Genomic DNA, 24,575 nt, shown 5'->3' with positions numbered 1-24,575 from the left:
AGTTTTCAGAGAACAACAACTCTGAAATGTTAGTTAAGCTATGCGTTTGGTGGCGATGGCGGAGGGGTTCCACACGTACCCATCCCGAACACGACCGTTAAGCCCTCTAGCGCCGATGGTACTTGGACCGCAGGGTCCTGGGAGAGTAGGACGCCGCCAAGCGAAGAACCACTGCCGATGTTATTCGGTGGTGGTTTTTATTTGTTTATTTAAGGGGATGCGAAAGCATCTCTTATTTGACTTTGTAAGAATCCTCTGACACACTCTAAGGGGTACATATATCACATATCAGGCTATGATTTGGATTGATAATAACTCTAGCGAATGGGGTGTAGGACAACATGGAAATTCAGAAATTGACGGTAGATGATTTTGAACCAGCGATGGCACTCTCCGAATATGCTTTTCAGGTGGTAATGAATGATGAACAAAAAGAAAAGCGGCGGAGTCAGTTTTCGTCACAAGATATATGGGGTGTATATGAGGACGGGCAGCTAGGAGCCAAACTTCACATCATTCCTTTTCACACCTATATTCATGGCAGAGCGTTCGAGATGGGCGGTATTGCGGGTGTAGCCACCTGGCCAGAGTATAGACGCAAAGGCTGGGTAGCGGGTCTACTGAAGCATGCGTTGGAAGAAATGAATCGCAACAAACAGAGCATATCATTCTTGCATCCATTCTCTTTTGGTTTCTATCGGAAGTATGGATGGGAGACGTATGTTGAATTTAAACGTTATAAAGTACCTACAGCTCATTTGCCTATGAAAAAAGCGACACCTGGAACAATTCGGCGTGGGGATCCGGGCCTCAGCATATTAAAGGAAGTATACAGTGCTTATGCTGAGCGTTATAACGGAACTCTGGTTCGGGATGATGCAAGGTGGGAGAATTCAGTTCTGGTTAATGGAAGCAGCCAGAAGGCTGTATATTACGATGAAGCTGATGCAGCACAAGGTTATCTTTTATATGAGGTTAAGGAAAATAAGTTTACTATTAAAGAGATCATCTATCTGAACGAAGAGGCTAGGCAAGGACTGTGGACCTTCATTGCTAACCATGATTCCATGATCGAGGAAGTTACGTTGCAGGCACCTGCCAGTGATACACTTGCCTTCCAATTGGATAACCCGAGGATTCAGCAGGAGATTGTACCTTATTTTATGGCGCGTATCGTTAGTGTGGAGCAGTTTATATCCCAGTATCCCTTTGCAAATCAGGACTCACCGTTGCAGATTGTTCTTCAGGTAGAAGATGCACACGCTCCATGGAATGAAGGGGTATGGCAATTAAACGTGGCAATGAACGGAACAGCGTCCATATGGAAAACTTCGGAACCAATTACTGATGATCAGACCATTAAGGTGGATATTCAATCCCTTACCGCAGTGCTGATGGGGTATCGCAGACCAACGGAAATGGCACGGATCGGAAGAATTCACGGACCAGAAGCAGCAATCAAGGCTTTGGAACAAGTGATTCCTGAACGGGAAACCTATTTGCTCGATTTCTTCTGATGACTATTCCCACTGCTCCATTTAACTTGATTAGCTTATATAGAAATACGGCGTGATTGAAAGACAAATGGACTTCTCCAGCAATTTTGGGGAGGTTTTTTTGTGTCTGGGGAATATTTCGTGTAAAATCGTAAAAAATGAATAGTGACCCCACTTGGCAAAACCACAAAATATGCTATAATGGTTATAAAGTCAAAGAAAGTCAAAGTCAACTAAAGGTTTAATACTTAAGTAGCTTTCTTTCTACAATCTGATGCATGATCGCCAATATACGGGATTCATCTCATCGGAGGATCAAGGGAATATTAAAGGACCTTCGTGCTTCCTTCGCTCTCCTATTGACACCTGTGGAAGCAAGATTCGCTGTTTCCCTGATTGGTTAAATGGGTAGAGAAGGTGTACTCTGTGGGGGCGTGTGGGTCCTTATTGACTTAACGTTTCAGACAGTGGAGGATGATTGGATGCGTAATATCTCTGATATTATCGAACGATATCTGAAGAGTATTTTGCATGAAAGTCCCGAAGGAATGGTTGAAATTCAGCGTAATGATCTGGCAGATCAATTCTCATGTGTACCTTCCCAGATCAATTATGTCATCAGCACACGTTTTACACTCGAGAAGGGATACCTGGTAGAGAGTAAACGCGGCGGTGGTGGTTATGTTCGCATACAGCGTATTGAATTACCGGCCCAATCAGCTCTGCATAATCATTTGCACCATAGTATTGGTGAAGAGATCGGGCAGACAGCTGCCGAAGGTCTGATCTATCAATTGGAAGAAGCGCGCTTCTTGAGCAAGCGGGAAGCCGGGTTGATGCGAGCTGCTGTATCTAGAGAGGTTATATTAGTCAAACTTCCTTACCGGGATCAAATTCGTGCCAGAATGTTGAAGGCGATGTTAATATCTTTGCTCGGTAAATGAAAACTATCGGGGTCAAAGGAGGTACATCAATATGCTGTGCCAAGAATGCAATAAACGTCCGGCGACACTTCATTTCACGAAAATCGTAAATGGGGAGAAGACGGAATTCCATATTTGTGAGTCATGTGCCCGTGAAAAAGGGGAAATGATCCCTGGAACAGCAGGTGGGTTTTCCATTCACAACTTGTTGTCCGGATTGCTTGATTTTGATCCAGCCAGCAAAAGTGGATCGGCAGGAACACCACCTGCAAAAGCACTTCAATGTGAAGAGTGTGGTATGACGTACGCACAATTTAGCAAGATAGGCCGGTTCGGCTGCAGTTCATGTTATAAATATTTTGACAGCCGTCTGGATCCTTTGTTCAAGCGGGTTCACGGTAATACGTCCCATGTAGGCAAAGTGCCTGCACGAGCTGGTGGTCGCATCAAGGTGAAACGGCAAATCGCTGATCTGAAGCGGGAGCTCCAGGAGAGTATCGCGCAAGAGGAATTTGAAGAGGCGGCCCAGATCCGTGACCAGATCAGAGGACTTGAAAAAGGAATAGCTCAGGAGTAAAGTTTGTCATGAGTAGGAGGGATGCGTAATGCCTAATCTGCGCTTTACAGAGAAGGCGCTCAGCGACTGGATGCGCAGTGATGCGGCTGATTCCGAAATCGTCATTAGCAGCCGTGTCCGGATTGCACGCAACCTTCAGCATGTTCCGTTTCCGATGCTGGCTTCCAATGAGCAATCGGAAGAGGTGCTGAATAAGCTGAGCGAAGTACTTCAATACGATGACGTTCATGCCTTTGGGGATTTTCATACGTTGGATCTGATCGATATTGACGAACTCGACAAACGGGTGCTGGTGGAGAAACACCTCATCAGTCCAAGTCTTGCGAATGAATCCAGGAATGGTGCGGTTATTCTCAGTGAGGATGAGTCTGTCAGTATTATGATTAACGAAGAGGATCATCTTCGTATCCAGTGCCTCTATCCGGGGTTCCAGGTGAAGGAAGCCTGGGAGAAAGCTTCCGCAATAGATGATGCTTTTGAAGCGCACGTGGATTATGCTTTTGATGACCGCAGAGGATACTTAACCAGCTGTCCTACTAATGTAGGTACAGGTGTAAGAGCATCGGTTATGATGCACTTGCCTGCCCTGGTGATGACACAGCAGATTGGCCGCATTTTAACCGCAGTTTCCCAAGTAGGATTAACTGTAAGGGGGATATACGGTGAAGGTAGCGAGGCGATGGGTAACCTGTTCCAGATCTCGAACCAGATTACATTGGGACAGACCGAACAGGAAGTCATCGAGAACCTGCATGGTGTTGTGTTACAGATGATAGGTCATGAGCGTACAGCCAGAGAACGGTTAATGACCGACTCCAGACTTCGGATTACGGATCGGGTCATGCGTTCTTACGGCATATTGTCTCATGCAGCTATTGTTGATTCCAAGGAAGCTGCACAGCGCTTATCGGATGTACGCCTTGGCGTGGATCTCGGCTTGTTGGATGGACTGTCCATCACGGTAATGAATGAGTTGAATGTGATGACACAGCCGGGATTTTTGCAGAAAACATTCGGGGAAGATATGCGCACAGATGAGCGAGATATCTACCGAGCTCAGTTGATTCGTGATACGATCAATGCAGCGAAGCAGTCCTAGTTTAGCCTGATTTTGTATTGAAATATGGTTTCATGCCGCATTGCGGCTTTTATATAATAAGGCATGTACAAATGCCAAATGACTTTATTCGCAGCACGGCTGCAAACAAAAATGATATGAAGAATACGACGGTTATTTCATTACATGACCTCGTTTTATCCAAAACCATGGAGGTGCAGGAGATATGATGTTTGGAAGATTTACGGAACGGGCCCAAAAGGTGCTCGCACTCGCGCAGGAAGAAGCTGTCCGTCTCGGTCATAATAACATCGGTACTGAGCATATTTTGCTCGGCCTCATTCGTGAAGGCGAAGGTATCGCAGCCAAAGCACTGATCGGCCTGGGACTCGGATTGGAAAAAATTCAGGATGAAGTAGAAACGCTGATTGGCCGTGGCCAAGAGCAACCTACCAACATTGCATATACGCCACGTGCGAAAAAAGTAATTGAACTATCTATGGATGAAGCTCGAAAATTGGGCCATACCTATGTAGGCACAGAGCATATCCTGCTCGGATTGATTCGTGAAGGCGAGGGTGTTGCAGCACGTGTGCTCAATAACCTGGGAATTAGCCTGAACAAAGCACGTCAACAAGTGCTGCAATTGCTTGGCAGCAGTGAAGCTGTATCCAGCCATAATGGCACACCTGCCAATGTAAGCACACCAACGCTAGACAGTCTGGCACGTGACCTCACGGCTTATGCGAGAGAGAACAACCTGGACCCAGTCATTGGGCGTAGTAAAGAAATTGAACGTGTCATCCAGGTGCTCAGCCGTCGTACCAAGAACAACCCGGTATTGATCGGTGAGCCAGGTGTAGGTAAAACAGCGATTGCTGAAGGCCTTGCACAAAAAATCATTGCAAATGAGATTCCGGAAACATTGCGCGACAAACGTGTAATGACCCTAGATATGGGTTCTGTAGTCGCTGGAACCAAATATCGTGGTGAGTTCGAAGATCGTCTGAAAAAAATCATGGATGAGATTCGCCAAGCAGGTAACATTGTCCTGTTTATCGACGAATTGCATACCTTGATTGGCGCAGGCGGAGCTGAAGGTGCCATCGATGCTTCTAACATTTTGAAACCGGCTCTGGCTCGTGGAGAATTGCAATGTATCGGTGCGACAACACTGGATGAATATCGTAAATACATCGAGAAGGATGCAGCGCTTGAGCGTCGATTCCAACCGATTACTGTAGATCAGCCTTCTCCGGAAGAAGCGATTCAAATCTTACATGGCTTGCGTGACCGTTATGAGGCGCATCACCGTGTGAAAATTACGGACGAAGCAATTGTGCAGGCGGTTAAACTGTCTGACCGTTACATTACAGACCGTTTCTTGCCAGACAAAGCGATTGATCTGATTGATGAAGCGGGTTCCAAAGTAAGATTGAACTCTTACACGATCCCACCAAACCTGAAACAACTGGAAAGCCGTCTGGAAGATATCCGTAAGGAAAAAGACGCTGCAGTTCAAAGTCAGGAGTTCGAAAAAGCAGCAGCTCTGCGTGATACGGAACAAAAAATTCGTGAAGAGCTGGATGTAACGAAGAACCAGTGGAAAGAGAAACAAGGTCGCACCGATTCCGAGGTTACTCCTGAGGATATCGCACAAGTGGTAGCCAGCTGGACAGGAATCCCTGTGAACCAACTGAAAGAAGAAGAGACACAGCGTCTGATGAATCTGGAGTCTATTCTACATGAACGTGTCATCGGTCAGGATGAGGCAGTGAAGTCTGTCAGCCGTGCGGTTCGTCGTGCTCGTGCAGGACTTAAAGATCCGAAACGTCCGATGGGTTCATTCATTTTCCTCGGTCCTACAGGGGTAGGTAAAACAGAACTTGCTCGTGCTCTGGCTGAAGCGATGTTCGGCGATGAAAATGCAGTAATCCGGATTGATATGTCCGAGTATGGTGAGAAGCACTCGACTTCCCGACTTGTCGGAGCGCCTCCAGGATATGTTGGGTACGAAGAAGGTGGCCAGCTGACAGAGAAAGTTCGTCGCAAACCATATTCCGTAGTCCTGCTCGATGAAATCGAGAAAGCACATCCAGAAGTATTCAATATCTTGTTACAAGTGCTTGAGGATGGTCGACTGACGGATTCCAAAGGTCGCGTCGTTGACTTCCGCAATACGCTGATCATTCTAACATCCAACGTGGGTGCCGAAGCGATCAAACGTAACTCTACACTGGGCTTCACTGCAGTTGTAGATGCAGGAGCGGATTATGACAACATGAAGGGGAAAGTGATGGATGAGCTGAAGAAAAGCTTCCGTCCAGAGTTCCTTAACCGGATTGATGAAATTATCGTGTTCCACTCACTCGAAGAAAAACACATCGCTGAAATTGTTACGCTTATGAGTGAAGAACTTCGTAAACGACTGCTCGAACATGAGGTCGATTTCGAACTCACTGATAATGCCAAGTCTTTCCTTGCGAAGTCAGGCTTTGATCCAGCTTACGGTGCGCGTCCGCTTCGTCGGGCGATCCAAAAGCATATTGAGGACAAATTGTCCGAAGAGTTGCTCACAGGTAACGTAACCAAAGGGGATTCATTGCTCATCGACGAAGAGAACGGTGCACTGTCTGTTACGAAAAAAGACGTGGTCGTTCCGTCCAATGAGGAAATCGAAACCAAATAATATACATCAAGCTTTGGAGTGAGCTTCAGCTTGTATTAATCCTTATTCCATAATCAAATCCTTCTCGGCTTCGGCCGGGGAGGATTTTTTGCACTTTGGACAGAAGACGGACATGATTATGTCAGGAACATGTGTAAAGTTTGCGATAATCCTTTACGAAAAATCTCAAACAATGGTAAACTTTTAGTAACCCTGCACGTCAGGGAGTTTGGGTGAAATTCGTCGAATAATGCAAAATGCTGTTATAAAACTAAATTATAGGAGTGCTGAAGTGGCCAAAGTTAAAACCAAGTTTCAATGTACGGAATGCGGCTATGAAGCCCCCAAGTGGTACGGTAAGTGTCCGGGTTGTCAGTCATGGAATTCAATGGTGGAAGAAACAGAGACGGTGGTCAAAACACAAGGGAGAAATTCTCCTCTGTTTGACAGTAAAGATAAACCGCTTCCTATCATAGATATAGATAGCGGTCAGGAACCGCGTGTACAGACTGGAATCGGAGAGTTGAACCGGGTATTGGGTGGCGGAATTGTTCCGGGTTCACTCGTTCTGGTGGGCGGAGATCCGGGTATCGGTAAATCAACGTTGATGTTGCAGACGTCCCATGCTTTGACGCATTCGGGTTTGCGTGTGTTATATGTTTCCGGTGAGGAATCAGTCAAGCAGACTAAATTGCGGGCAGACCGCCTCGGGGCACTCTCTGCCGAGTTGTATGTATTGTGTGAAACCAATATGGAACGCGTAGAGGAAGCGGTGGATCAGATCCAGCCGCATTTTCTGGTCATCGACTCCATTCAGACGGTATATCTTCCCGAAGTTACCAGTGCGCCGGGTAGTGTAGCACAGGTAAGGGAATGTACGTCAAGGTTCATGCGGATTGCCAAAGGCAGAGGCATTGCAACGGTTCTTGTGGGGCATGTTACCAAAGAAGGTGCCATTGCCGGTCCACGTATGTTAGAACATATGGTGGATTGCGTGCTTTATTTTGAAGGAGAACGGCATCATACGTATCGCCTGCTGCGTGCGGTGAAGAACCGTTTTGGTTCCACCAATGAGATTGGTATTTTTGAAATGGGTGAGGATGGACTTCGTGAGGTGGGCAATCCGTCCGAACTCTTTTTGTCAGAACGTCCACTGGGTGTAGCAGGTTCAACGGTAGTTGCCAGTATGGAGGGTACACGCCCTCTGCTCGTGGAATTGCAGGCGTTGATCTCAACCACCCATTTCCCTTCTCCCCGCCGTATGGCAACAGGGGTAGATCTGCATCGATTAAATCTGATCATTGCAGTGCTGGAGAAACGGATGGGTATGTTCTTACAGACCCAGGATGCGTATCTGAACGTGGCTGGTGGAGTACGATTGGATGAGCCCGCTGTAGATTTGGCGGTTGCCGTCAGCATTGCATCCAGTTTGAGAGATGTACCGACCAAGCCGGACGACGTCATCTTTGGCGAGATCGGTCTGACAGGTGAAGTTCGAGCCGTATCACGGGCCGAACAACGAGTGAAGGAAGCCGCAAAGTTGGGCTTCAAACGAGTCATTTTACCGGAAAAAAGCTTAAAGGGCTGGAAACATCCTCGCGGGATACAACTGATCGGTGTGAATACCGTGGCAGATGCACTAGCGGTTGCTTTAGATTAGGGGGCATAACAAGATGAAAGATATGAGCCAACTGGATAATATGAATGAGTTGTTAAGGCTGATCGCACCAGGTACACCTTTCCGCGAAGGTCTGGAAAATGTGCTGCGCGCCAAGACGGGCGCACTGCTTGTTGTAGGATACAGCCCTGAAGTCATGGAAGTGGTGGACGGGGGATTCTCGATTAACTGTGATTTCTCCCCAAACTACCTGTACGAACTCGCCAAGATGGATGGTGCCATTATTCTTAGCGAAGATTTGAAGCGTATTCTTTACGCCAATACCCAGTTAATCCCGGATTCATCTATCTCTTCATCAGAGACGGGGATTCGTCACCGGACGGCAGAGCGTGTAGCAAAGCAAACGGGTAAATTGGTCGTATCCATATCACAGCGTCGGAATATCATTACCTTGTATCAGGGAACACTTCGTTATTCCCTCAAGGAAATTGGGGTTATTTTGACCAAAGCGAATCAAGCGATTCAAACCCTGGAGAAATACAAAGCGGTATTAACACAGTCTCTTACGAATCTGAGTGCCTCTGAATTTGAGGAACTGGTGACGATTCCTGAAGTGGTTAATGTGATTCAGCGTACCGAAATGGTGATGCGGATCAAAACGGAGATCAAACGATATATTCATGAACTCGGGAATGAGGGACGACTCATCTCCATGCAAATGGAAGAGCTCGTGGGTACAACGGAAGAAGAAGCCTGGTTATTGTATAAAGACTATGCCCGTGACGACAGTGATGACAAAATCCGTGAAATTATTGTGGGACTGAAAAGATTGTCGGACGATGAGTTGTTGGATGCACATCATATTGTCCGTCTGCTCGGTTATCCTTCATCGGCGGCCACTTCAGAGGATTCGGTTGCACCTCGCGGATACCGGGTATTAAATAAGATCCCCCGCCTGCCCAATGTCATTATCCATAACCTGGTGGATCAATTCGAACAATTGCCTCATGTTATTATGGCTACAATTGAAGAACTGGACGAAGTGGATGGTATTGGTGAAGTTCGTGCCCGGACCATTAAGGAAGGCCTCAAACGTTTGCAGGAGCAAATGTTTATCGACAGACAGATGTAAGGGTTTGCCTATATAAAGGCTTGAAATGGATGAGGTGAAACAACGATGCTAACCAGATTCATTCCGAATCTCTTTACCCTGGGTAATCTGTTTCTTGGAATGATGGCAATTTTGCTTGCGATTGATGGAAATTACAGTTTGGCTGCCATTATGGTCATTGTAGCGATGCTGCTTGATGGTCTGGATGGCCGAGTGGCACGTGCACTTAATGCCCAAAGTGAATTCGGTAAGGAACTTGATTCCTTGTCTGACATGGTTTCCTTTGGTGCAGCACCAGCTCTGATCATATTTATGGTGTCGTTTCAAGAGTCGATGCCGATCCTCGCCTGGATTGCAACAGCGGCTTTTCCGATCTGTGGAGCCATTCGTCTTGCACGGTTTAACGTTCGTCCGGGTATTCCTGGATACTTCACAGGTCTGCCGATACCGGCAGCCGGCGGGGTACTGGCCACACTGTCCTTGTTCAATAAGGATATTGGCCCGGTTAGCATGATGATTGCTACATTGCTGTTATCGTATCTGATGGTGAGTTCGCTTAAATATCCCAATTTCAAAAAGGTCGGTTTGCCACGAAAGGCAATCTGGATTGCACCATGGGTTGTGTTATTTGCCATAGCCGTAGCCGTTATTTTCCCGGAGCAGTTATCCAAATTGATCTTTATTCCGTTGGTGTTATACGCCCTGTATGGAATGAAGCATAATGTGCGAACAGCGGCCTCACGTAGTCGGGCGAAAAAGCGCAAGGATGAGAAATCTTCCCGTCCTTCCGATCGTTAAGTCGCCTCGGGGACAGACACTATATAAAGAAAGCACGTACTCTCCTGAACTGGAGAATGCGTGCTTTTTGTTTATTCAGATCTATTTACGGTAAAAGAAACCCTTGCGAACGACATACATATCTTCTTACGACAGATTAAACATCCCTAACGTTGAACACTTCTGTGATTCGTGATTTACGACCTCTTCCATGTTAATGTCCAGCAGATTGCAGAGAGCCGACATGTAGAACAGGTTCCGCCCTAGCTCAGAGCTGATGACCTCTCTGCAGTTCTCACACAACTCACCTTCCACATGCGTTTCCAGCAGGCCCTTGGTTTGAGCGATATCGCTCTCCGGGGCATATTTCTGCTTGGTGGCGTGCAGCTCAATGCAGCCGCATTCGGTAATGGCTTTGGACACGGCACGGTTAACAGACGCTCCGGCTTGTCCCGTTTTGGACAGTACATCAATCAGGCTGCGATGACGCAACAACAGTTCAGAAACTTGATCCTGGAAAGCCTGTAAACTTAGCGTACTCATTTTGCCACTCACCTCGGGATATGAATTGAATTCATTATATGCCAATAATTTACCTACTTTCAACTGACGATTGCAACATTTCCAAAAAGTTCTTCCAGATGGGATTAGCAATTCAGGAATTGGATCATACTGGATATAAAGATCAAGATACATTGAAGGAGGTGCAGGGACTAATGTGGAAAAAAGGCATTTTAACTTTTACAGGATTGTGCGGTGCATGGTTCGGCTACACGGCATATCATCTGGCAGGAAAATCGGTCCCATGGATGGCGGAGTGGATTCAGTCAGCAGGATTACTGGGAGCTGGTATATCAACGCTGCTGGGAGCTGTAATGTTTATGGCTGTATGTAATATTGGTGGAACATTGATGGCAGACAGGTTGCATAGTGGAATTGACTCATTGGCAAAAGTACCTATGAACGAATTGGCTGCAGGTGCCGCAGGTACAGTTGCAGGATTGCTCGTGGCCTTGTTACTTTACCCTGTTGTGGGATGGATGGGGACGGCAGGAGAAGTGCTGCAAGTGGCGCTGACGGTGATTAGTGCTTATTCCGGTTATACCCTTGCCATGGCGAAGAAAGACGATCTGGGGGCCTTCTGGATGTCTGGACGATGGGGTCATCCCGAGGTGGACGAGGACAGACGGATGGAAGAACATAAAATTCTGGATACCAGTGTTATTATCGATGGGCGTATCGCTGATATATGCAAAACCGGATTTATTGAAGGCACGATCGTAATTCCGGAATTTGTTCTGGAGGAGTTACAGCATATTGCTGATTCATCGGATCTGCTCAAGCGGAACAGAGGACGGCGTGGACTGGACATTTTGAACAAAATCCAGAAGGAACTTGATGTAAAAGTCCTGATCTACGAGGGGGATTTCGAGGAAATCTCCGAGGTGGACAGCAAACTGGTTAAACTGGCAAAAGTGCTTCAGGGAAAAGTGGTCACCAATGACTTTAACCTGAACAAAGTGTGCGAACTCCAGGGTGTATCTGTGTTGAACATTAATGATCTCGCCAATGCGGTTAAGCCGGTTGTTCTGCCAGGTGAGGAGATCATGGTGCAGATCATCAAGGATGGCAAGGAGCATGGTCAAGGTGTAGCTTATCTGGATGATGGCACAATGATCGTTGTGGAAGGCGGACGCGAGTATATCGGCATGATGATGGAAGTGCTGGTGACCAGTGTGTTGCAGACTTCAGCAGGACGAATGATTTTTGCCAAGCCGAAACTGTTGGAAAAAGCCCAATAAAGCGGTATGATGGGTAGTGTATCGTTGAATGATATTGTATATCTTTGGACGATAAACTGACAGACAAGGCAGGGATTGCAGCATGGATAAAGGGTGGGGCGTTGTCATTGTGGCAGCAGGTCGCGGAACCCGGATGGGGACGACCGAGAGCAAACAGTTTCTGTTGCTGCAGGACAAGCCCGTTTTCATACATACGCTTGAGGTATTTGCTGCGCTGGACGAGATCCGCGAGATGGTGCTGGTCACAGGAACCGTAGATGTTGAACGTTGCCAGGATTGGGTAAAAGAATACCAACTGGATTCACGTGTCCGTGTTATCCCGGGAGGGAAAGAGAGACAACATTCTGTCCATAAAGGCCTTGAGGCACTTGGGACGGATTGGGTTCTCGTTCACGACGGGGTACGTCCTTTTGTAAACCATGAGCAGATCAAGGGATGCATGGCGGCCGCCATAGCCGGTGGTGGAGCAGCTGTACTTGCGGTTCCCGTGAAGGATACGATCAAACAAGTGAATGCGGAAGGAGTCGTTACGGCGACGCCAGACCGCAGCAGTCTGTGGAGCATTCAAACCCCGCAGGCTTTTCGTCTTTCTTCCCTGCTCTCCGCCTACGAATCAGCCGAGCAGGACGGATTTCTGGGGACAGATGATGCCATGCTGGCTGAACGTCAGGGAATGTCGGTCAAGGTTGTGGAAGGCAATTATACCAATATCAAATTAACAACGCCGGAAGATTTGCAATATGCTGCGTTTTTGCTGGGGGGAGAGAAGAAGCGATGATACGTGTAGGACAGGGATTTGATGTACATCAGCTGGTAGAGGGACGCCCGTGTATTATTGGCGGAGTAACGATTCCTTATGAAAAAGGACTGCTGGGTCACTCGGACGCAGACGTGCTGTTGCACGCGATTAGTGATGCTATTTTGGGTGCGCTGGCACTCGGGGATATTGGCAAGCATTTCCCGGATACCGATCCGGAATTCAAAGATGCCGACAGCCTGAAATTGCTGGAGCATGTATGGCAGCTTGTGAAGGATCGCGGTTATAAGTTGGGGAATATTGACTCAACGATTATTGCCCAAAAGCCGAAGATGGCTCCTTACATCCCACAGATGGCTGAGGTTATTGCCAAGGCACTGGAAGCGGATGTAACACAGGTGAACGTGAAAGCAACCACAACAGAGCAACTGGGATTCCCTGGACGGGGAGAGGGCATTGCCGCTCAGTCCGTTGTTTGCCTTGTACGTGTGTGATATCATCAATAAATTAGTGACGGAGGGGATCATATGAGCACGGATATTCGTGTGCGTTACGCGCCGAGCCCAACGGGACACCTGCATATCGGGAATGCCCGTACGGCGCTGTTTAACTATTTATATGCCAAACATAATAACGGTAAATTCATTATTCGTATTGAAGATACGGACGTGAAACGGAATATTGCCGGTGGTGAAGAAAGCCAACTGAAATACCTGAAATGGCTCGGAATTGAGTGGGACGAAAGTATTGACGTGGGCGGAGAATACGGACCATACCGTCAAACGGAACGTCTGGACCTCTATCGTAAATATACGCAGGAATTGCTGGATAAAGGTCTGGCTTACCGTTGCTTCTGCACGGAAGAAGAATTGGAGCAAGAGCGCGAGGAACAGTCAGCACGTGGAGAAACACCGCGTTATTCTGGCAAACACCGTGACCTGACTCCAGAGCAAATTAGTGCGTTTGAAGCGGAAGGCCGTGTAGCGAGTATTCGTTTCCGTGTGCCGGAAGAGCGCACATATACGTTTGATGATATGGTTAAAGGCACAATCTCGTTCAACAGCAAGGAATCCGGTGACTTCGTCATTGTGAAAAAAGACGGCATTCCCACATACAACTATGCCGTTGCTGTGGATGATCACTTGATGAAGATCTCCCACGTCCTGCGTGGGGAAGATCACATCTCGAACACGCCGCGTCAACTGATGATCTATGAAGCGCTTGGCTGGGAGCCGCCGCAATTCGGCCATATGACGCTGATCGTGAATGAAAATCACAAGAAGCTGAGTAAACGGGATGAATCCGTTATTCAGTTTATTGAGCAGTATGATCAGCTCGGCTATTTGCCTGAAGCGATGTTTAACTTCATTTCCCTGCTTGGCTGGTCGCCGGAAGGGGAAGAAGAGATCTTCTCGCAAGAGCAGCTGATCTCCATTTTTGATACGAAACGCCTGTCCAAGAGCCCTGCGGTATTTGATACCCACAAGCTGGCTCACTTGAACAACCACTATATCAAACATGCTGACCCGGAACGGATTGCCGAAATGGCCATTCCGCATCTGCAAAAGGCTGGACGTATTTCTTCCGAGCTGTCTGCTGAACAAAAAGAATGGGCTTATACTCTGGTACACCTGTACCAGGAGCAAATGAATTCTGCCTCTGATATTGTCGAATTGTCGGAAGTATTCTTCCGTTCCAATCTGGAGCTTGAAAGTGAAGGAGAAGCAGTGCTTGCGGAGGAGCAGGTGCCAACCGTACTGAAGGCATTTGCGGATAAAGTACAGGCAAGCGAAGAGTTTACTCCGAGCAAAATGGCTGCATTGATCAAGGAAGTACAGAAAGAAACCGGCTTTAAGGGCAAACAGCTCTTTATGCCAATTCGTGTAGCCTTGACTGGACAGACACATGGACGGGATCTGAACCAAACGATCGTACTTCTGGGTCGGGATACGGTGATCGAACGTTTGCTTGCACAAGTAAAATAATCTTAGTTGAGGACATTCCATTTATTTGGAATCTGAACGCAGTCTATGAAGTATGGATTACGTAGGAGGCTGTTGTCAGTCTGAGGCCTTTTCGCTATAATAACAACACAACGAATAATTGATATGATTTATCTAATAGAACAGCAAAGATCGGGAGAAGTAGACTGACCCGGACAGATTCAGAGAGGATGGTCCCGTGGCAAAGAAAGATTTCTTTGGTTGCGGTGGCTGTGAGCCATCCACTGTCCATCAGTCGAAATGCACCCGTGAGCTGCATAGCCGAATCCAGCCCCGCCTTTGTCGATCATGACATGGGAAAACGTTAGGATAGGTTGTGACGATTGGTTTCCGTTACCAAACCGCTTGAGGGCTCATTCTATTTAAGAATGGACCGAGCAGAGTGGGACCGCGATAAACGCCTCTGCAGCTAAATGCTGCAGGGGCGTTTTTTGTTTAGGCGAGTGTGCAGTACACTACCAAGGAACGCGCCGTCCGGTAAGCCGGAGGACGGGAACCTGAACAAGAGGGGAACGAGCATGTTCAAGAAGATCAGATCAGATATCCAGGCGGTGTTTGAGAACGATCCGGCAGCCCGGGGATGGTTTGAAGTGGTATTTACCTACTCAGGGCTGCACGCGATATGGGCACACCGGATTGCACATTTTTTATACAAACGAAGATGGTTCTCGTTCGCCAGGTTCATTTCACAGGTAAGTCGATTCATGACAGGAATTGAGATACATCCTGGAGCTACGATCGGAAATCGGTTGTTTATTGACCATGGAATGGGCGTCGTTATTGGGGAAACATGTGAGATTGGCGATGATGTTGTTATCTATCAGGGGGTTACCCTGGGCGGAACAGGGAAAGAAAAAGGAAAGAGACATCCGACCATTGGCAATAATGTGGTTATCTCATCTGGAGCCAAAGTGCTGGGTTCATTTAGCGTGGGGGATCAAAGCAACATTGGAGCAAACTCCGTTGTGCTTAAGGAGGTCCCTTCCAATAGCACCGTGGTAGGTATACCGGGCAGAATTGTTAAACAGGATGGCCGACGGGTAGATCGCCTCAGTCAGCAATTGCCCGATCCGGTCGTTGACTCCTTGCGCAGTATGCAAAAAGAACTTGAACGATTGCAGAAAGAAGTACGTACACTACAGAATGCCCGTGAAAATGAGACTGTGCGTGATACGTGATACAATAAAATAAGGCAGTATAGGATGAAAGGATAAGTGACCATGACGCTTCAGATTTATAATACGATGAGTCGTACCAAAGAGGAATTTGTTCCCCAAGAGTCAGGGAAAGTGAAAATGTATGTTTGCGGACCAACGGTATATGACTACATTCATATCGGGAATGCACGCCCGGTTATCTTTTTCGACACAGTTCGCGGATACCTGGAACAGACAGGACATGATGTGAACTATGTGGTGAACTTCACGGATGTGGACGATAAGCTGATTCGCAAAGCAGAACAACTTGGAACAGATGTTCCTCACGTGGCTGAGAAATTTATTGCTGCCTATTATGAAGACCTTGAGGGACTGGGTATTCCAAAGGCAAGCAGCAATCCGAGAGTAACGGAAAACATGCCGCTGATCATTGATTTTATCCGTGAGCTCGTTGAAAAAGGCTTTGCGTATGAAAATGGCGGTGACGTCTATTATCGCACAGGCAAATTCAGCGAATATGGCAAACTTTCAAAACAAAACCTGCAGGAGCTGCAATTTGGAATCCGTGTGGGTGTGGATGAGCGCAAAGAGCATCCCGAAGATTTTGTGCTCTGGAAGGCTGCCAAACCAGGTGAGATCTATTGGTCCAGTCCTTGGGGCGATGGTCGACCAGGCTGGCATATTGAGTGCTCCGCCATGGCTAGGGAGTACCTTGGGGATACACTGGACATTCACGGGGGTGGACAGGATTTGCAGTTCCCGCACCATGAGTGCGAATGCGCCCAATCCGAAGTATTAACAGGTAAACCACTTGCGAACTACTGGATGCATAATGGATTCATCCGGATTGATAACGAGAAGATGTCAAAATCACTCGGTAATGGTGTTTTGGTTAAAGACTTGCGGAATCAATATAAACGCGAAGCGATTCGTTATTTCATGTTGTCTACCCACTATCGTAACCCATTGAACTTCACGGATGATACGATGGAGCAGGCACAGAACAGTGTGGACCGGATTGCGAATGCGGTAGGTAACTTGAACCATCGTCTGAATGCAGTAACTGTTGATCAGGATATCACAGCAGAGTTTGCGGCAAGACTCGACCAAATTCGTCAGCAGTATCACGAGAAGATGCAGGATGATTTCAATACTCCTGATGCAATTACTGCGATGTTTGAGTGGGCAGGGGAAGCCAACCAACTGTTGCAGCAAGAAGTAGTTAATGCGGCAGACATTCGTGCGCTCCTCGAGTTGTTCAGTGAATTGAATGCTGTGCTGCGCATCTATACTGACGCAGAGCCGGAACTTCTGGATGAGGAAGTGGAACGTCTGATTGAAGAGCGTGTAGAAGCGCGTAAGTCGAAAAACTGGGCAAGAGCGGATGAAATTCGTGATGAATTGTCTGCACGTGGCATTCTGCTTGAAGATACGGCGCAGGGCATGAGATGGCGGCGCAAATGAGCGAAGGACATCCAAATACACCAAAACAACAGGAGCAGGTCACAGACGGAGGATGGTTCCCATATCCTCCTTCCAGACCTGCGAGGTTGATTCCACCTATTGCACTGGCCTATATTGGTGATGCGGTATATGAGGTAGCTGTTCGTCAATATCTGTTGTCGAAGGCCAACATGCGTCCCAATCATTTGCACCGTAGTGCAACCGGGTTGGTATCAGCGAAGGCACAGAGCCGCATACTTACAACGATTGAGGCTGAACTGACAGAGGAAGAACGTGATATTGTCCGGCAAGGGCGGAATGCCAAGTCGGGTAGTGTACCCAAAAATGCAGATGTGTTGGAATACAGACATGCCACGGCTTTTGAATGTCTCATTGGTTACCTCTACAGCAGTGGTCATCACGACCGCATGATTGAACTGATCGGGCTTGGCATTGAGCACGCGGAGCAACAATCACCGACACAAAAATAGAAATTTCAACAAAACAACGCATTACAGAGAGGATCGAACAACGATGGAAGAAGAATGGATCGCCGGTAAACACTCCGTGACGGAGGCGCTGCGTTCAGGCCGGACCATTAATAAAATATGGATTGCCGATACAGCACAGAAACATCTGACTCAACCTATTATCTCGGAAGCTAAAAAGCTAGGTATTGTCATTCAACACGTGGACAAGCGTAAGCTGGATCAAACGGTACCAGGCATTCAGCATCAGGGTGTAGTTGCTCAAGCGGCACCTTACGCTTATGTGGAGGTAGAAGACATTCTTGCCGCAGCAAAAGCGAAGAATGAGCATCCTTTCCTGATTCTGCTGGATGAGATTGAAGATCCTCATAACCTGGGGTCAATTTTGCGGACAGCAGATTGCACGGGTGCGCATGGCGTCATTGTACCCAAACGTCGCTCGGCAGCGGTAACCGTGACAGTATCCAAAACATCAGCAGGCGCTGTGGAGTACGTGCCAGTGGCTCGAGTAAGTAATCTTGGACAGACCATTGATCGCCTCAAAGAGGAAGGTGTATGGGTTGTAGGGACAGATGTCACGGCTCATGAAGGTGTCTTTGGTAATGGAGTCTTTACTGGCCCTGTGGCATTGGTAATCGGAAATGAGAACAAGGGAATGGGACGACTTATTCGTGAGAAATGCGATGTACTGATCAAATTACCAATGCAAGGTCAGATTAATTCCCTGAATGCTTCCGTGGCAGCCGGGGTTGTCATGTATGAAGTGCTCCGTTCGCGTCAAGCGCAGGAATAGAAGGTATGGCTGATTCCCGTGATGTGCTTCTTGTAGACGGGTACAACATGATTGGCGACTGGCCGGAATTAACCAAACTGGCGGAAAGTGGGCTCGAAGAGGCACGTAACAGGCTTCTCTTTCGTCTAGCAGACTACCAGGCTTTCTCCGGCCGGCGAGTCATTGTTGTGTTTGACGCCTACCTCGTGCCTGGACTCGGTAAATCCTTTACTCAGAGCAAAGTGCAGATCTATTTTACAAAGGAAAAAGAGACGGCAGACGAATGCATTGAGAGACTCGTTCGGGAACTAAGCATGCGAAGACGCCAAATCTATGTGGCTACGAGCGATATGGTAGAGCAACATGTTATATTTGGACAGGGAGCGCTACGTGTATCTGCGAGGGAGTTGCTAATTGAAGTTGAGCAGAACGAAAAAGATTTAAAAAAACGGCTGGAAGAAGATCAGGCGAGGACCACGCGTAACACACTCGGTGGCAAGTTGAGTCCCGATGTATTAAAAGAGTTTGAGCGATGGCGCCGGGAATAACAGCACGTTTTTACAGAATTTAGAATATTGAAACTCTTGACATTTATGTTATTGATGTTCTTTTTTAGGCAGAGCGTGGTTGACGGTGTGAGGTACCATCATATATACTGATCCTATATTTCATAGAGTAGAGTAACGGGGTACCTTGCGTTGCAGCCGGAGGGATTGTCTGTGAGTGTCGACCTCAAAGATATCATGTTATCCAAGTATGATTACCAAAGTGACGAAGACATTGTCGAAGCTTTCCGTGAAGGCGAAAGCGAAGCGTTAGAGTTTCTAATTAACAAATATCGCAACTTTGTACGCGCCAAGGCAAGATCTTATTTTCTGATTGGGGCAGACCGGGAAGATATTATTCAAGAAGGAATGATTGGCCTCTACAAATCCATTCGAGATTTTAAAGGGGACAAGCTGGCTTCGTTCAAGGCTTTTGCCGAACTGTGTATTACAAGACAGATCATCACGGCGATTAAGACAGCAACACGTCAGAAGCATATTCCGCTTAATTCTTATGTATCTCTGGACAAGCCTATTTATGACGAAGAGTCTGATCGTACGTTACTCGATGTGATTTGTGGAACCCAGGTCAGTGATCCGGAAGAACTTATCATCAATCAGGAAGAGTTTGTGGGCCTGGAAGATAAAATGTCCGAGATTCTGAGTGATCTGGAACGTAAAGTATTGATGTTGTATCTGGACGGGAGATCTTATCAAGAGATTGCAGTTGATTTGGACAGACATGTGAAGTCCATTGATAATGCACTTCAGCGCGTCAAGCGCAAACTTGAAAAGTACCTGGAAGTTCGAGATAATTAAACACATGTTGTCGTTGACGGAAAAGGCTCGGTGTTTGAGTCTTTTTTTAGTGTCTCAAGTTTATAAAATCTAAGAATGTTCATACTAGTAATCGCTCGGTCCATGCAGGAGAAGAGAAAAACAGAGATGAGAAACGAATGTACGTTGTACGGAAGTAATACCCAATGAATGAAAGGCTATTCTTTCATTGACATGGTTATACCCTTGTGATAAAGTGTTTTAGGTAGGCCTAAATTTATGGCTTTTTTTCAGGATCAATTTAGAGACTCTGCTTGAATGTGGAAGTCTTCGGGAGGTGTACATCATGCGGGTAATTATTACTTTGGCTTGTACTAACTGCAAACAAAGAAATTACACTACGACAAAAAACAAGCGTAATCACCCCGACCGCATGGAGATGAAGAAATTTTGCAAGTTTTGTAACGAGCAGACTTCTCATCGCGAAACCAGATAGTTTTTGGAGGTGTCGGCGTGAAACGAAGTTTCAAATCTCTGATTTCCTTTTTCTCAGAAAGCTGGGCTGAACTTAAAAAAGTTCGCTGGCCTAATCGTAAAGAGCTGACCAACTACACATTGATCGTACTTGGTACTGTTGTGGTTATGACGCTGTTTTTTTGGGTCATTGACATTGGCATCTCCTTTGTGATCGAAGCGATTATTTAAGAAGGGTTCCGGTGGCTTGATATGGAAAAAAGATGGTACGTCGTTCATACCTATTCAGGGTATGAGAACAAGGTCAAAGCCAATTTGGAAAAACGCGTAGAGTCTATGGGCATGGAAGACAAGATATTCCGCGTTCTTGTTCCTATGGAAGAAGAAGTGGTAAACAAGGACGGTAAGAAAAAAACCGTTATGCGTAAAGTTTACCCCGGTTATGTCTTGGTGGAAATGGTACAGACGGATGATTCTTGGTATGTTGTTCGCAACACACCAGGTGTTACAGGATTTGTCGGTTCGACAGGTTCTGGGTCCAAACCAACTGCATTGTTGCCTGAAGAAGTGGAACAAATTCTGAAGCACATGGGTATGGTTGAACCTAAGCCGAAAATTGAGTTCGATATTAAGGAATCCGTACGTATTAAAGTCGGCCCTTTTGCGAATTTCGTAGGCTCCGTGGAAGAGATTTTGGTAGACAAAAGCAAGTTGAAAGTGCACGTGAACATGTTTGGACGGGAAACACCGCTTGAGTTGGAATACACACAAGTGGAGAAGATATAGTCTCTTCAAGTTTCTTGTGGGAGGGTTGAAAAACCCGTTAACCACTATTTTGCAAGGAGGTGTCAATCATGGCGAAAAAAGTTATTAAAATGGTAAAACTGCAGATTCCAGCAGGTAAAGCAAACCCAGCACCACCAGTAGGTCCGGCTTTGGGTCAAGCAGGTGTCAACATCATGGCATTCTGTAAAGAATTCAACGCTCGTACAGCTGATCAAGCGGGATTGATTATTCCAGTTGAAATTTCTGTATTCGAGGACCGTTCCTTTACTTTCATCACTAAAACTCCACCAGCAGCAGTTCTGTTGAAAGTGGCAGCTAAAGTTGAAAAAGGATCCGGCGAACCGAACAAGAAAAAAGTTGCTACAGTTAAACGTGATGCGGTACGTCAAATCGCAGAAACAAAAATGCCTGACCTGAATGCAGCAGACGTTGAGTCCGCTATGCGTATGGTCGAAGGTACTGCCCGCAGCATGGGTATCACCATCGAAGACTAATTTTCATAAGAAACATGGCTTCGTAAAACCGGTCGATTCGCGACCGGTTGATGTGGGAGGTATATCCGCTAACACCACAAAGGAGGAATAAAACATGGCTAAACACGGTAAAAAATACCTGGAAGCTGCTAAGCTGATTGACAGCGAAGCAACTTACGAGCCTTCAGAAGCTGTAGAGCTTGTGAAAAAGGCAGCTACTGCAAAATTCGATGAAACAATCGAAGCAGCAGTTCGTTTGGGTGTAGACCCTCGTAAGCAAGACCAGGCTGTACGTGGTGTTGTTGTCTTGCCACACGGCACAGGTAAAACACAACGCGTATTGGTATTTGCGAAAGGTGACAAAGCGAAAGAAGCGGAAGCGGCTGGCGCGGACTATGTTGGTGATGCAGACATGATCAACAAAATCCAACAAGGCTGGTTCGAATTCGACGTCTGCGTAGCGACACCGGATATGATGAGTGAAGTAGGTAAATTGGGCCGACTGCTCGGCGGTAAAGGTCTGATGCCTAACCCTAAAGCCGGAACGGTAACTTTCGATGTAACTAAGGCTGTTCAAGAAATTAAAGCCGGTAAAATCGAATATCGTCTGGATCGTGCAGGTCAAATTCATGCACCGATTGGTAAAGCTTCTTTCTCTTCTGAGCAACTTAATGAGAACTTCAAAGCTCTCATGGAAGCTCTGAATCGTGCTAAACCAGCGGCAGCAAAAGGTGTTTATCTGAAGAATGTTAGTCTTTCTTCCACGATGGGACCTGGCGCACGCGTGAACGCAGCAGCTTTTAGATAATATCTCTTGACAGGCTTGTCCTGTTTTTGATAAGATATAAAAGTTGTGAGTCCGAGTGACTGACCGTTGACATTTGAATATGCTTGCCGTAGACAGTAGGTGCCATTTGGCTTAATTTCCTGCCGAGGTGTGATTATAGAACTTAGAACGATGCAAATCGATGATGAGTATATATCAAGCCTTCGTGATTCTACGGAGGCTTTTCTTAATGGGATAAATTTGATCAGGAGGTGTACAGATTGGCAAACGCAAAAGTGATTCAAGCAAAACAAGAATCCGTTGATGCAGTAACAGCTAAATTGCGCGAGAGCGTTACAACTGTTGTTGTTGACTATCGCGGATTGAACGTTGCCCAAGTAACTGAGTTGCGTAAGCAACTTCGTGAAGCAGGCATCGAATTCCAAGTGCTGAAAAACTCGTTGCTTCGCCGTGCAGCTGCAGCAGCAGAACTGACAGAACTCGATAGTGTTCTTACAGGTCCTACTGCAATTGCATTCAGCGTAAATGACGTTGTGGCTCCAGCTAAAATTCTGAACGACTTCGCGAAAAAGAACGATGCACTGGAATTGAAAGGTGCAGTCGTAGAAGGTCGCGTAATCGGAGTAGAAGAAGTTAAGGCATTGGCAGAACTGCCATCCCGCGATGGACTCCTCTCCATGCTCCTCAGCGTGCTTCAAGCGCCAGTGCGCAACTTCGCGCTTGCGGTTAAAGCAGTTGCAGAAAAAGAAGAACAAGGCGCGTAAGCAACTTGATCTGAATGCTGCTTAGGCGGCAAATGAATTTAAAAAAAATAATATTATATATGGAGGTTCACTCATGAGTAAAGAGCAAATCTTGGAAGCAATCAAAGGCATGACTGTACTGGAATTGAACGATCTTGTTAAAGCAATCGAAGAAGAATTCGGCGTAACTGCTGCAGCTCCAGTAGCTGCTGCAGGTGCAGTAGCTTCTGCTGAAGCTGAGCAATCCGAGTTCGACGTAATCTTGACTAGCGCTGGTGCTTCCAAAATCAACGTTATCAAAGCAGTTCGCGAAATCACAGGTCTTGGCCTGAAAGAAGCAAAAGAATTGGTTGACAACGCTCCAAAAGCATTGAAAGAAAAAGTTGCTAAAGAAGAAGCAGAAGCGGTTAAAGCTAAGCTTGAAGAAGCAGGCGCTTCAGTTGAAGTTAAATAATTTAGCTATTACAAGCTAAATGAACAAAACAACAAACCCCTTGACTTATATCAAGGGGTTTGTTGCTGTAATTGTAAATGGAAAGTGAGTGAGGGCATGTCCAATCATTATTTTTCGGACAAACCGCAAGTGGCGCATGATCGCAGAGCAACTGAAGCGGTTCTTCGCGGATTCAGTCTGCGATTCGTGACGGATGCCGGTGTGTTTTCCAAAAACGGAATCGATTATGGCAGCAGAGTGTTGATTGATGCGATAGAGTTGCCATCAGGGGCTCATGTTCTCGATGTGGGCTGTGGATACGGGCCAATGGGTCTTACAGCAGCCAAACTTGTACCGGATGGGCATGTCACCATGATCGATATCAACGAGAGAGCCGTTGAACTTTCCAGGGAAAATGCAAAAGCGAACGGAATTAACAATGTTACGGTATTGCAAAGTAATCTACTGGCTGAAGTGAAAAAGCAAGATTTTGACGTTATCCTAACCAACCCGCCTATACGGGCTGGGAAAGAGACGGTTCATACTATTTTCGAACAGGCACATCGCCATCTGAAGGTAGGCGGTTCGTTGTGGATTGTCATTCAGAAAAAACAAGGAGCCCCGTCAGCGAAAGCGAAATTGGAATCTTTGTTTGGAAGAGTGGAAGAAGTGACGAAGGATAAAGGCTATCGGATTTTCAAAGCGGTGAAAACGGAAGAGGTATCTACTAAAAGCTGAATCCGAGTTTGTAAAGTAAGCAGGGGATCATTTTTTTTGCAATAGGACTATTGACTTGAAATTCAGTTCGTGGTATAGTTGTAAAATGTCAGTATTAAGATGCCCTACTTGGCTTTAGCTAACTAAAAATGTCAACCTTTTTTACGCCGAACGGGCTTATTATGCCTACG

At 46.6% G+C, this 24,575-nt stretch carries 27 protein-coding genes, 1 rRNA gene and 1 other annotated feature; of the genes, 27 read left to right on the top strand and 1 reads right to left on the bottom strand.

The genetic code is table 11. The features are described from left to right. Nucleotides 1–45 precede the first annotated feature (45 nt). The 9 genes from rrf (at nucleotide 46) to pssA (ending at nucleotide 10,248) form a co-directional block, all read left to right on the top strand. Nucleotides 46–162 (top strand): 5S ribosomal RNA (rrf, locus tag F0220_RS26895). Nucleotides 163–341: 179 nt separating this feature from the next. Then, nucleotides 342–1,517 (top strand): GNAT family N-acetyltransferase, encoded by a 1,176-nt coding sequence (eis, locus tag F0220_RS26890; protein WP_105602477.1) that lies wholly within the window; start codon nucleotides 342–344, stop codon nucleotides 1,515–1,517. Nucleotides 1,518–1,978: 461 nt separating this feature from the next. After that, complete coding sequence (locus F0220_RS26885) at nucleotides 1,979–2,440, top strand: CtsR family transcriptional regulator (protein ID WP_036607135.1); 462 nt, start codon at nucleotides 1,979–1,981, stop codon at nucleotides 2,438–2,440. Between the two features lie 31 nt (nucleotides 2,441–2,471). Next, a complete protein-coding gene (locus F0220_RS26880; protein WP_105602475.1) occupies nucleotides 2,472–2,996 on the top strand; it encodes a protein-arginine kinase activator protein McsA in 525 nt (174 codons plus the stop codon). Nucleotides 2,997–3,024: 28 nt separating this feature from the next. After that, the gene (locus F0220_RS26875; RefSeq protein ID WP_017692043.1) at nucleotides 3,025–4,095 is read left to right on the top strand and encodes a protein-arginine kinase McsB; all 1,071 of its coding nucleotides are present in this window, start codon (nucleotides 3,025–3,027) and stop codon (nucleotides 4,093–4,095) included. A 184-nt stretch (nucleotides 4,096–4,279) separates the two neighbouring features. Continuing rightward, a complete protein-coding gene (locus F0220_RS26870; RefSeq protein ID WP_036607223.1) occupies nucleotides 4,280–6,742 on the top strand; it encodes an ATP-dependent Clp protease ATP-binding subunit in 2,463 nt (820 codons plus the stop codon). A gap of 271 nt (nucleotides 6,743–7,013) precedes the next feature. Continuing rightward, the gene (radA, locus tag F0220_RS26865) at nucleotides 7,014–8,381 is read left to right on the top strand and encodes a DNA repair protein RadA (protein WP_036671578.1); all 1,368 of its coding nucleotides are present in this window, start codon (nucleotides 7,014–7,016) and stop codon (nucleotides 8,379–8,381) included. A 13-nt stretch (nucleotides 8,382–8,394) separates the two neighbouring features. After that, on the top strand, nucleotides 8,395–9,471 hold the full coding sequence (gene disA, locus F0220_RS26860; RefSeq protein ID WP_091020517.1) for a DNA integrity scanning diadenylate cyclase DisA: 1,077 nt from the start codon (nucleotides 8,395–8,397) through the stop codon (nucleotides 9,469–9,471). Between the two features lie 45 nt (nucleotides 9,472–9,516). Continuing rightward, nucleotides 9,517–10,248 carry a CDP-diacylglycerol--serine O-phosphatidyltransferase gene (gene pssA, locus F0220_RS26855; RefSeq protein ID WP_091020519.1) on the top strand — a complete coding sequence of 244 codons (732 nt, stop codon included), beginning with the start codon at nucleotides 9,517–9,519 and terminating at the stop codon, nucleotides 10,246–10,248. 126 nt (nucleotides 10,249–10,374) lie between these two features. Here pssA and F0220_RS26850 read toward each other — a convergent pair whose 3' ends face one another. Beyond that, complete coding sequence (locus F0220_RS26850) at nucleotides 10,375–10,770, bottom strand: nucleoside triphosphate pyrophosphohydrolase family protein (protein ID WP_017692049.1); 396 nt, start codon at nucleotides 10,768–10,770, stop codon at nucleotides 10,375–10,377. Nucleotides 10,771–10,943: 173 nt separating this feature from the next. On the opposite strand from F0220_RS26850, the gene F0220_RS26845 reads away from it, so the two are divergent. The 18 genes from F0220_RS26845 (at nucleotide 10,944) to F0220_RS26760 (ending at nucleotide 24,405) form a co-directional block, all read left to right on the top strand. Then, on the top strand, nucleotides 10,944–12,029 hold the full coding sequence (locus F0220_RS26845; RefSeq protein ID WP_047841132.1) for a PIN/TRAM domain-containing protein: 1,086 nt from the start codon (nucleotides 10,944–10,946) through the stop codon (nucleotides 12,027–12,029). A gap of 82 nt (nucleotides 12,030–12,111) precedes the next feature. Beyond that, entirely contained in the window at nucleotides 12,112–12,807 is a 696-nt protein-coding gene (ispD, locus tag F0220_RS26840; RefSeq protein WP_105602474.1) for a 2-C-methyl-D-erythritol 4-phosphate cytidylyltransferase, read from the top strand. After that, nucleotides 12,804–13,280 (top strand): 2-C-methyl-D-erythritol 2,4-cyclodiphosphate synthase, encoded by a 477-nt coding sequence (ispF, locus tag F0220_RS26835; protein ID WP_017692052.1) that lies wholly within the window; start codon nucleotides 12,804–12,806, stop codon nucleotides 13,278–13,280. The genes ispD and ispF overlap by 4 nt, the downstream gene beginning before the upstream one ends. Nucleotides 13,281–13,313: 33 nt before the next feature. Next, on the top strand, nucleotides 13,314–14,771 hold the full coding sequence (gene gltX / locus F0220_RS26830; protein WP_036607153.1) for a glutamate--tRNA ligase: 1,458 nt from the start codon (nucleotides 13,314–13,316) through the stop codon (nucleotides 14,769–14,771). A 536-nt stretch (nucleotides 14,772–15,307) separates the two neighbouring features. Beyond that, nucleotides 15,308–15,967 carry a serine O-acetyltransferase gene (cysE, locus tag F0220_RS26825; RefSeq protein WP_091020522.1) on the top strand — a complete coding sequence of 220 codons (660 nt, stop codon included), beginning with the start codon at nucleotides 15,308–15,310 and terminating at the stop codon, nucleotides 15,965–15,967. Between the two features lie 42 nt (nucleotides 15,968–16,009). After that, nucleotides 16,010–17,410 (top strand): cysteine--tRNA ligase, encoded by a 1,401-nt coding sequence (gene cysS, locus F0220_RS26820; protein WP_105602472.1) that lies wholly within the window; start codon nucleotides 16,010–16,012, stop codon nucleotides 17,408–17,410. After that, nucleotides 17,407–17,880: a Mini-ribonuclease 3 gene (locus F0220_RS26815; RefSeq protein ID WP_105602470.1), complete on the top strand. Its 474-nt coding sequence runs from the start codon at nucleotides 17,407–17,409 to the stop codon at nucleotides 17,878–17,880. Before cysS ends, F0220_RS26815 begins: the two co-directional genes overlap by 4 nt. 43 nt (nucleotides 17,881–17,923) lie before the next feature. Beyond that, complete coding sequence (rlmB, locus tag F0220_RS26810; protein WP_017692057.1) at nucleotides 17,924–18,670, top strand: 23S rRNA (guanosine(2251)-2'-O)-methyltransferase RlmB; 747 nt, start codon at nucleotides 17,924–17,926, stop codon at nucleotides 18,668–18,670. A gap of 5 nt (nucleotides 18,671–18,675) precedes the next feature. Next, complete coding sequence (locus F0220_RS26805) at nucleotides 18,676–19,197, top strand: NYN domain-containing protein (protein WP_091020528.1); 522 nt, start codon at nucleotides 18,676–18,678, stop codon at nucleotides 19,195–19,197. Between the two features lie 171 nt (nucleotides 19,198–19,368). Further along, nucleotides 19,369–20,013 (top strand): RNA polymerase sporulation sigma factor SigH, encoded by a 645-nt coding sequence (gene sigH, locus F0220_RS26800; protein WP_017692059.1) that lies wholly within the window; start codon nucleotides 19,369–19,371, stop codon nucleotides 20,011–20,013. A gap of 304 nt (nucleotides 20,014–20,317) precedes the next feature. Further along, a complete protein-coding gene (rpmG, locus tag F0220_RS26795; protein ID WP_072735843.1) occupies nucleotides 20,318–20,467 on the top strand; it encodes a 50S ribosomal protein L33 in 150 nt (49 codons plus the stop codon). Nucleotides 20,468–20,484: 17 nt separating this feature from the next. Beyond that, nucleotides 20,485–20,676 (top strand): preprotein translocase subunit SecE, encoded by a 192-nt coding sequence (secE, locus tag F0220_RS26790; protein ID WP_017692060.1) that lies wholly within the window; start codon nucleotides 20,485–20,487, stop codon nucleotides 20,674–20,676. Between the two features lie 21 nt (nucleotides 20,677–20,697). Further along, on the top strand, nucleotides 20,698–21,231 hold the full coding sequence (nusG, locus tag F0220_RS26785; RefSeq protein WP_024633599.1) for a transcription termination/antitermination protein NusG: 534 nt from the start codon (nucleotides 20,698–20,700) through the stop codon (nucleotides 21,229–21,231). A gap of 68 nt (nucleotides 21,232–21,299) precedes the next feature. Continuing rightward, nucleotides 21,300–21,725, top strand: a complete 426-nt coding sequence (rplK, locus tag F0220_RS26780) for a 50S ribosomal protein L11 (protein ID WP_017692062.1) — start codon at nucleotides 21,300–21,302, stop codon at nucleotides 21,723–21,725. Between the two features lie 94 nt (nucleotides 21,726–21,819). After that, nucleotides 21,820–22,512, top strand: a complete 693-nt coding sequence (rplA, locus tag F0220_RS26775; RefSeq protein ID WP_017692063.1) for a 50S ribosomal protein L1 — start codon at nucleotides 21,820–21,822, stop codon at nucleotides 22,510–22,512. A 68-nt stretch (nucleotides 22,513–22,580) separates the two neighbouring features. Next, nucleotides 22,581–22,728 (top strand) — a sequence feature (ribosomal protein L10 leader region). 23 nt (nucleotides 22,729–22,751) lie between these two features. Next, complete coding sequence (gene rplJ, locus F0220_RS26770) at nucleotides 22,752–23,255, top strand: 50S ribosomal protein L10 (RefSeq protein ID WP_091020530.1); 504 nt, start codon at nucleotides 22,752–22,754, stop codon at nucleotides 23,253–23,255. 73 nt (nucleotides 23,256–23,328) lie between these two features. After that, nucleotides 23,329–23,688 carry a 50S ribosomal protein L7/L12 gene (gene rplL, locus F0220_RS26765; RefSeq protein WP_017692065.1) on the top strand — a complete coding sequence of 120 codons (360 nt, stop codon included), beginning with the start codon at nucleotides 23,329–23,331 and terminating at the stop codon, nucleotides 23,686–23,688. 96 nt (nucleotides 23,689–23,784) lie between these two features. Then, nucleotides 23,785–24,405 (top strand): class I SAM-dependent methyltransferase, encoded by a 621-nt coding sequence (locus tag F0220_RS26760; RefSeq protein ID WP_105602469.1) that lies wholly within the window; start codon nucleotides 23,785–23,787, stop codon nucleotides 24,403–24,405. Nucleotides 24,406–24,575 lie beyond the last annotated feature (170 nt).

Source organism: Paenibacillus sp. 37, assembly GCF_008386395.1.
GTDB lineage: Bacteria > Bacillota > Bacilli > Paenibacillales > Paenibacillaceae > Paenibacillus > Paenibacillus amylolyticus_B.
This window is presented reverse-complemented; position numbering and strand designations above follow the sequence as displayed.

Excerpts from the sequence above, each read along its gene's own strand:
- F0220_RS26760 (WP_105602469.1), top strand. The coding sequence starts at position 23,785 with ATGTCCAATCATTATTTTTCGGACAAACCGCAAGTGGCGCATGATCGC.
- gltX (WP_036607153.1), top strand. The coding sequence starts at position 13,314 with ATGAGCACGGATATTCGTGTGCGTTACGCGCCGAGCCCAACGGGACAC.
- F0220_RS26815 (WP_105602470.1), top strand. The coding sequence starts at position 17,407 with ATGAGCGAAGGACATCCAAATACACCAAAACAACAGGAGCAGGTCACA.
- pssA (WP_091020519.1), top strand. The coding sequence starts at position 9,517 with ATGCTAACCAGATTCATTCCGAATCTCTTTACCCTGGGTAATCTGTTT.
- rplL (WP_017692065.1), top strand. The coding sequence starts at position 23,329 with ATGAGTAAAGAGCAAATCTTGGAAGCAATCAAAGGCATGACTGTACTG.
- F0220_RS26845 (WP_047841132.1), top strand. The coding sequence starts at position 10,944 with ATGTGGAAAAAAGGCATTTTAACTTTTACAGGATTGTGCGGTGCATGG.
- rpmG (WP_072735843.1), top strand. The coding sequence starts at position 20,318 with ATGCGGGTAATTATTACTTTGGCTTGTACTAACTGCAAACAAAGAAAT.
- nusG (WP_024633599.1), top strand. The coding sequence starts at position 20,698 with ATGGAAAAAAGATGGTACGTCGTTCATACCTATTCAGGGTATGAGAAC.
- cysE (WP_091020522.1), top strand. The coding sequence starts at position 15,308 with ATGTTCAAGAAGATCAGATCAGATATCCAGGCGGTGTTTGAGAACGAT.
- F0220_RS26875 (WP_017692043.1), top strand. The coding sequence starts at position 3,025 with ATGCCTAATCTGCGCTTTACAGAGAAGGCGCTCAGCGACTGGATGCGC.
- cysS (WP_105602472.1), top strand. The coding sequence starts at position 16,010 with ATGACGCTTCAGATTTATAATACGATGAGTCGTACCAAAGAGGAATTT.
- F0220_RS26850 (WP_017692049.1), bottom strand. The coding sequence starts at position 10,770 with ATGAGTACGCTAAGTTTACAGGCTTTCCAGGATCAAGTTTCTGAACTG.
- ispD (WP_105602474.1), top strand. The coding sequence starts at position 12,112 with ATGGATAAAGGGTGGGGCGTTGTCATTGTGGCAGCAGGTCGCGGAACC.
- rplK (WP_017692062.1), top strand. The coding sequence starts at position 21,300 with ATGGCGAAAAAAGTTATTAAAATGGTAAAACTGCAGATTCCAGCAGGT.
- eis (WP_105602477.1), top strand. The coding sequence starts at position 342 with ATGGAAATTCAGAAATTGACGGTAGATGATTTTGAACCAGCGATGGCA.
- F0220_RS26870 (WP_036607223.1), top strand. The coding sequence starts at position 4,280 with ATGATGTTTGGAAGATTTACGGAACGGGCCCAAAAGGTGCTCGCACTC.
- F0220_RS26880 (WP_105602475.1), top strand. The coding sequence starts at position 2,472 with ATGCTGTGCCAAGAATGCAATAAACGTCCGGCGACACTTCATTTCACG.
- disA (WP_091020517.1), top strand. The coding sequence starts at position 8,395 with ATGAAAGATATGAGCCAACTGGATAATATGAATGAGTTGTTAAGGCTG.
- ispF (WP_017692052.1), top strand. The coding sequence starts at position 12,804 with ATGATACGTGTAGGACAGGGATTTGATGTACATCAGCTGGTAGAGGGA.
- rlmB (WP_017692057.1), top strand. The coding sequence starts at position 17,924 with ATGGAAGAAGAATGGATCGCCGGTAAACACTCCGTGACGGAGGCGCTG.
- F0220_RS26805 (WP_091020528.1), top strand. The coding sequence starts at position 18,676 with ATGGCTGATTCCCGTGATGTGCTTCTTGTAGACGGGTACAACATGATT.
- F0220_RS26885 (WP_036607135.1), top strand. The coding sequence starts at position 1,979 with ATGCGTAATATCTCTGATATTATCGAACGATATCTGAAGAGTATTTTG.
- rplA (WP_017692063.1), top strand. The coding sequence starts at position 21,820 with ATGGCTAAACACGGTAAAAAATACCTGGAAGCTGCTAAGCTGATTGAC.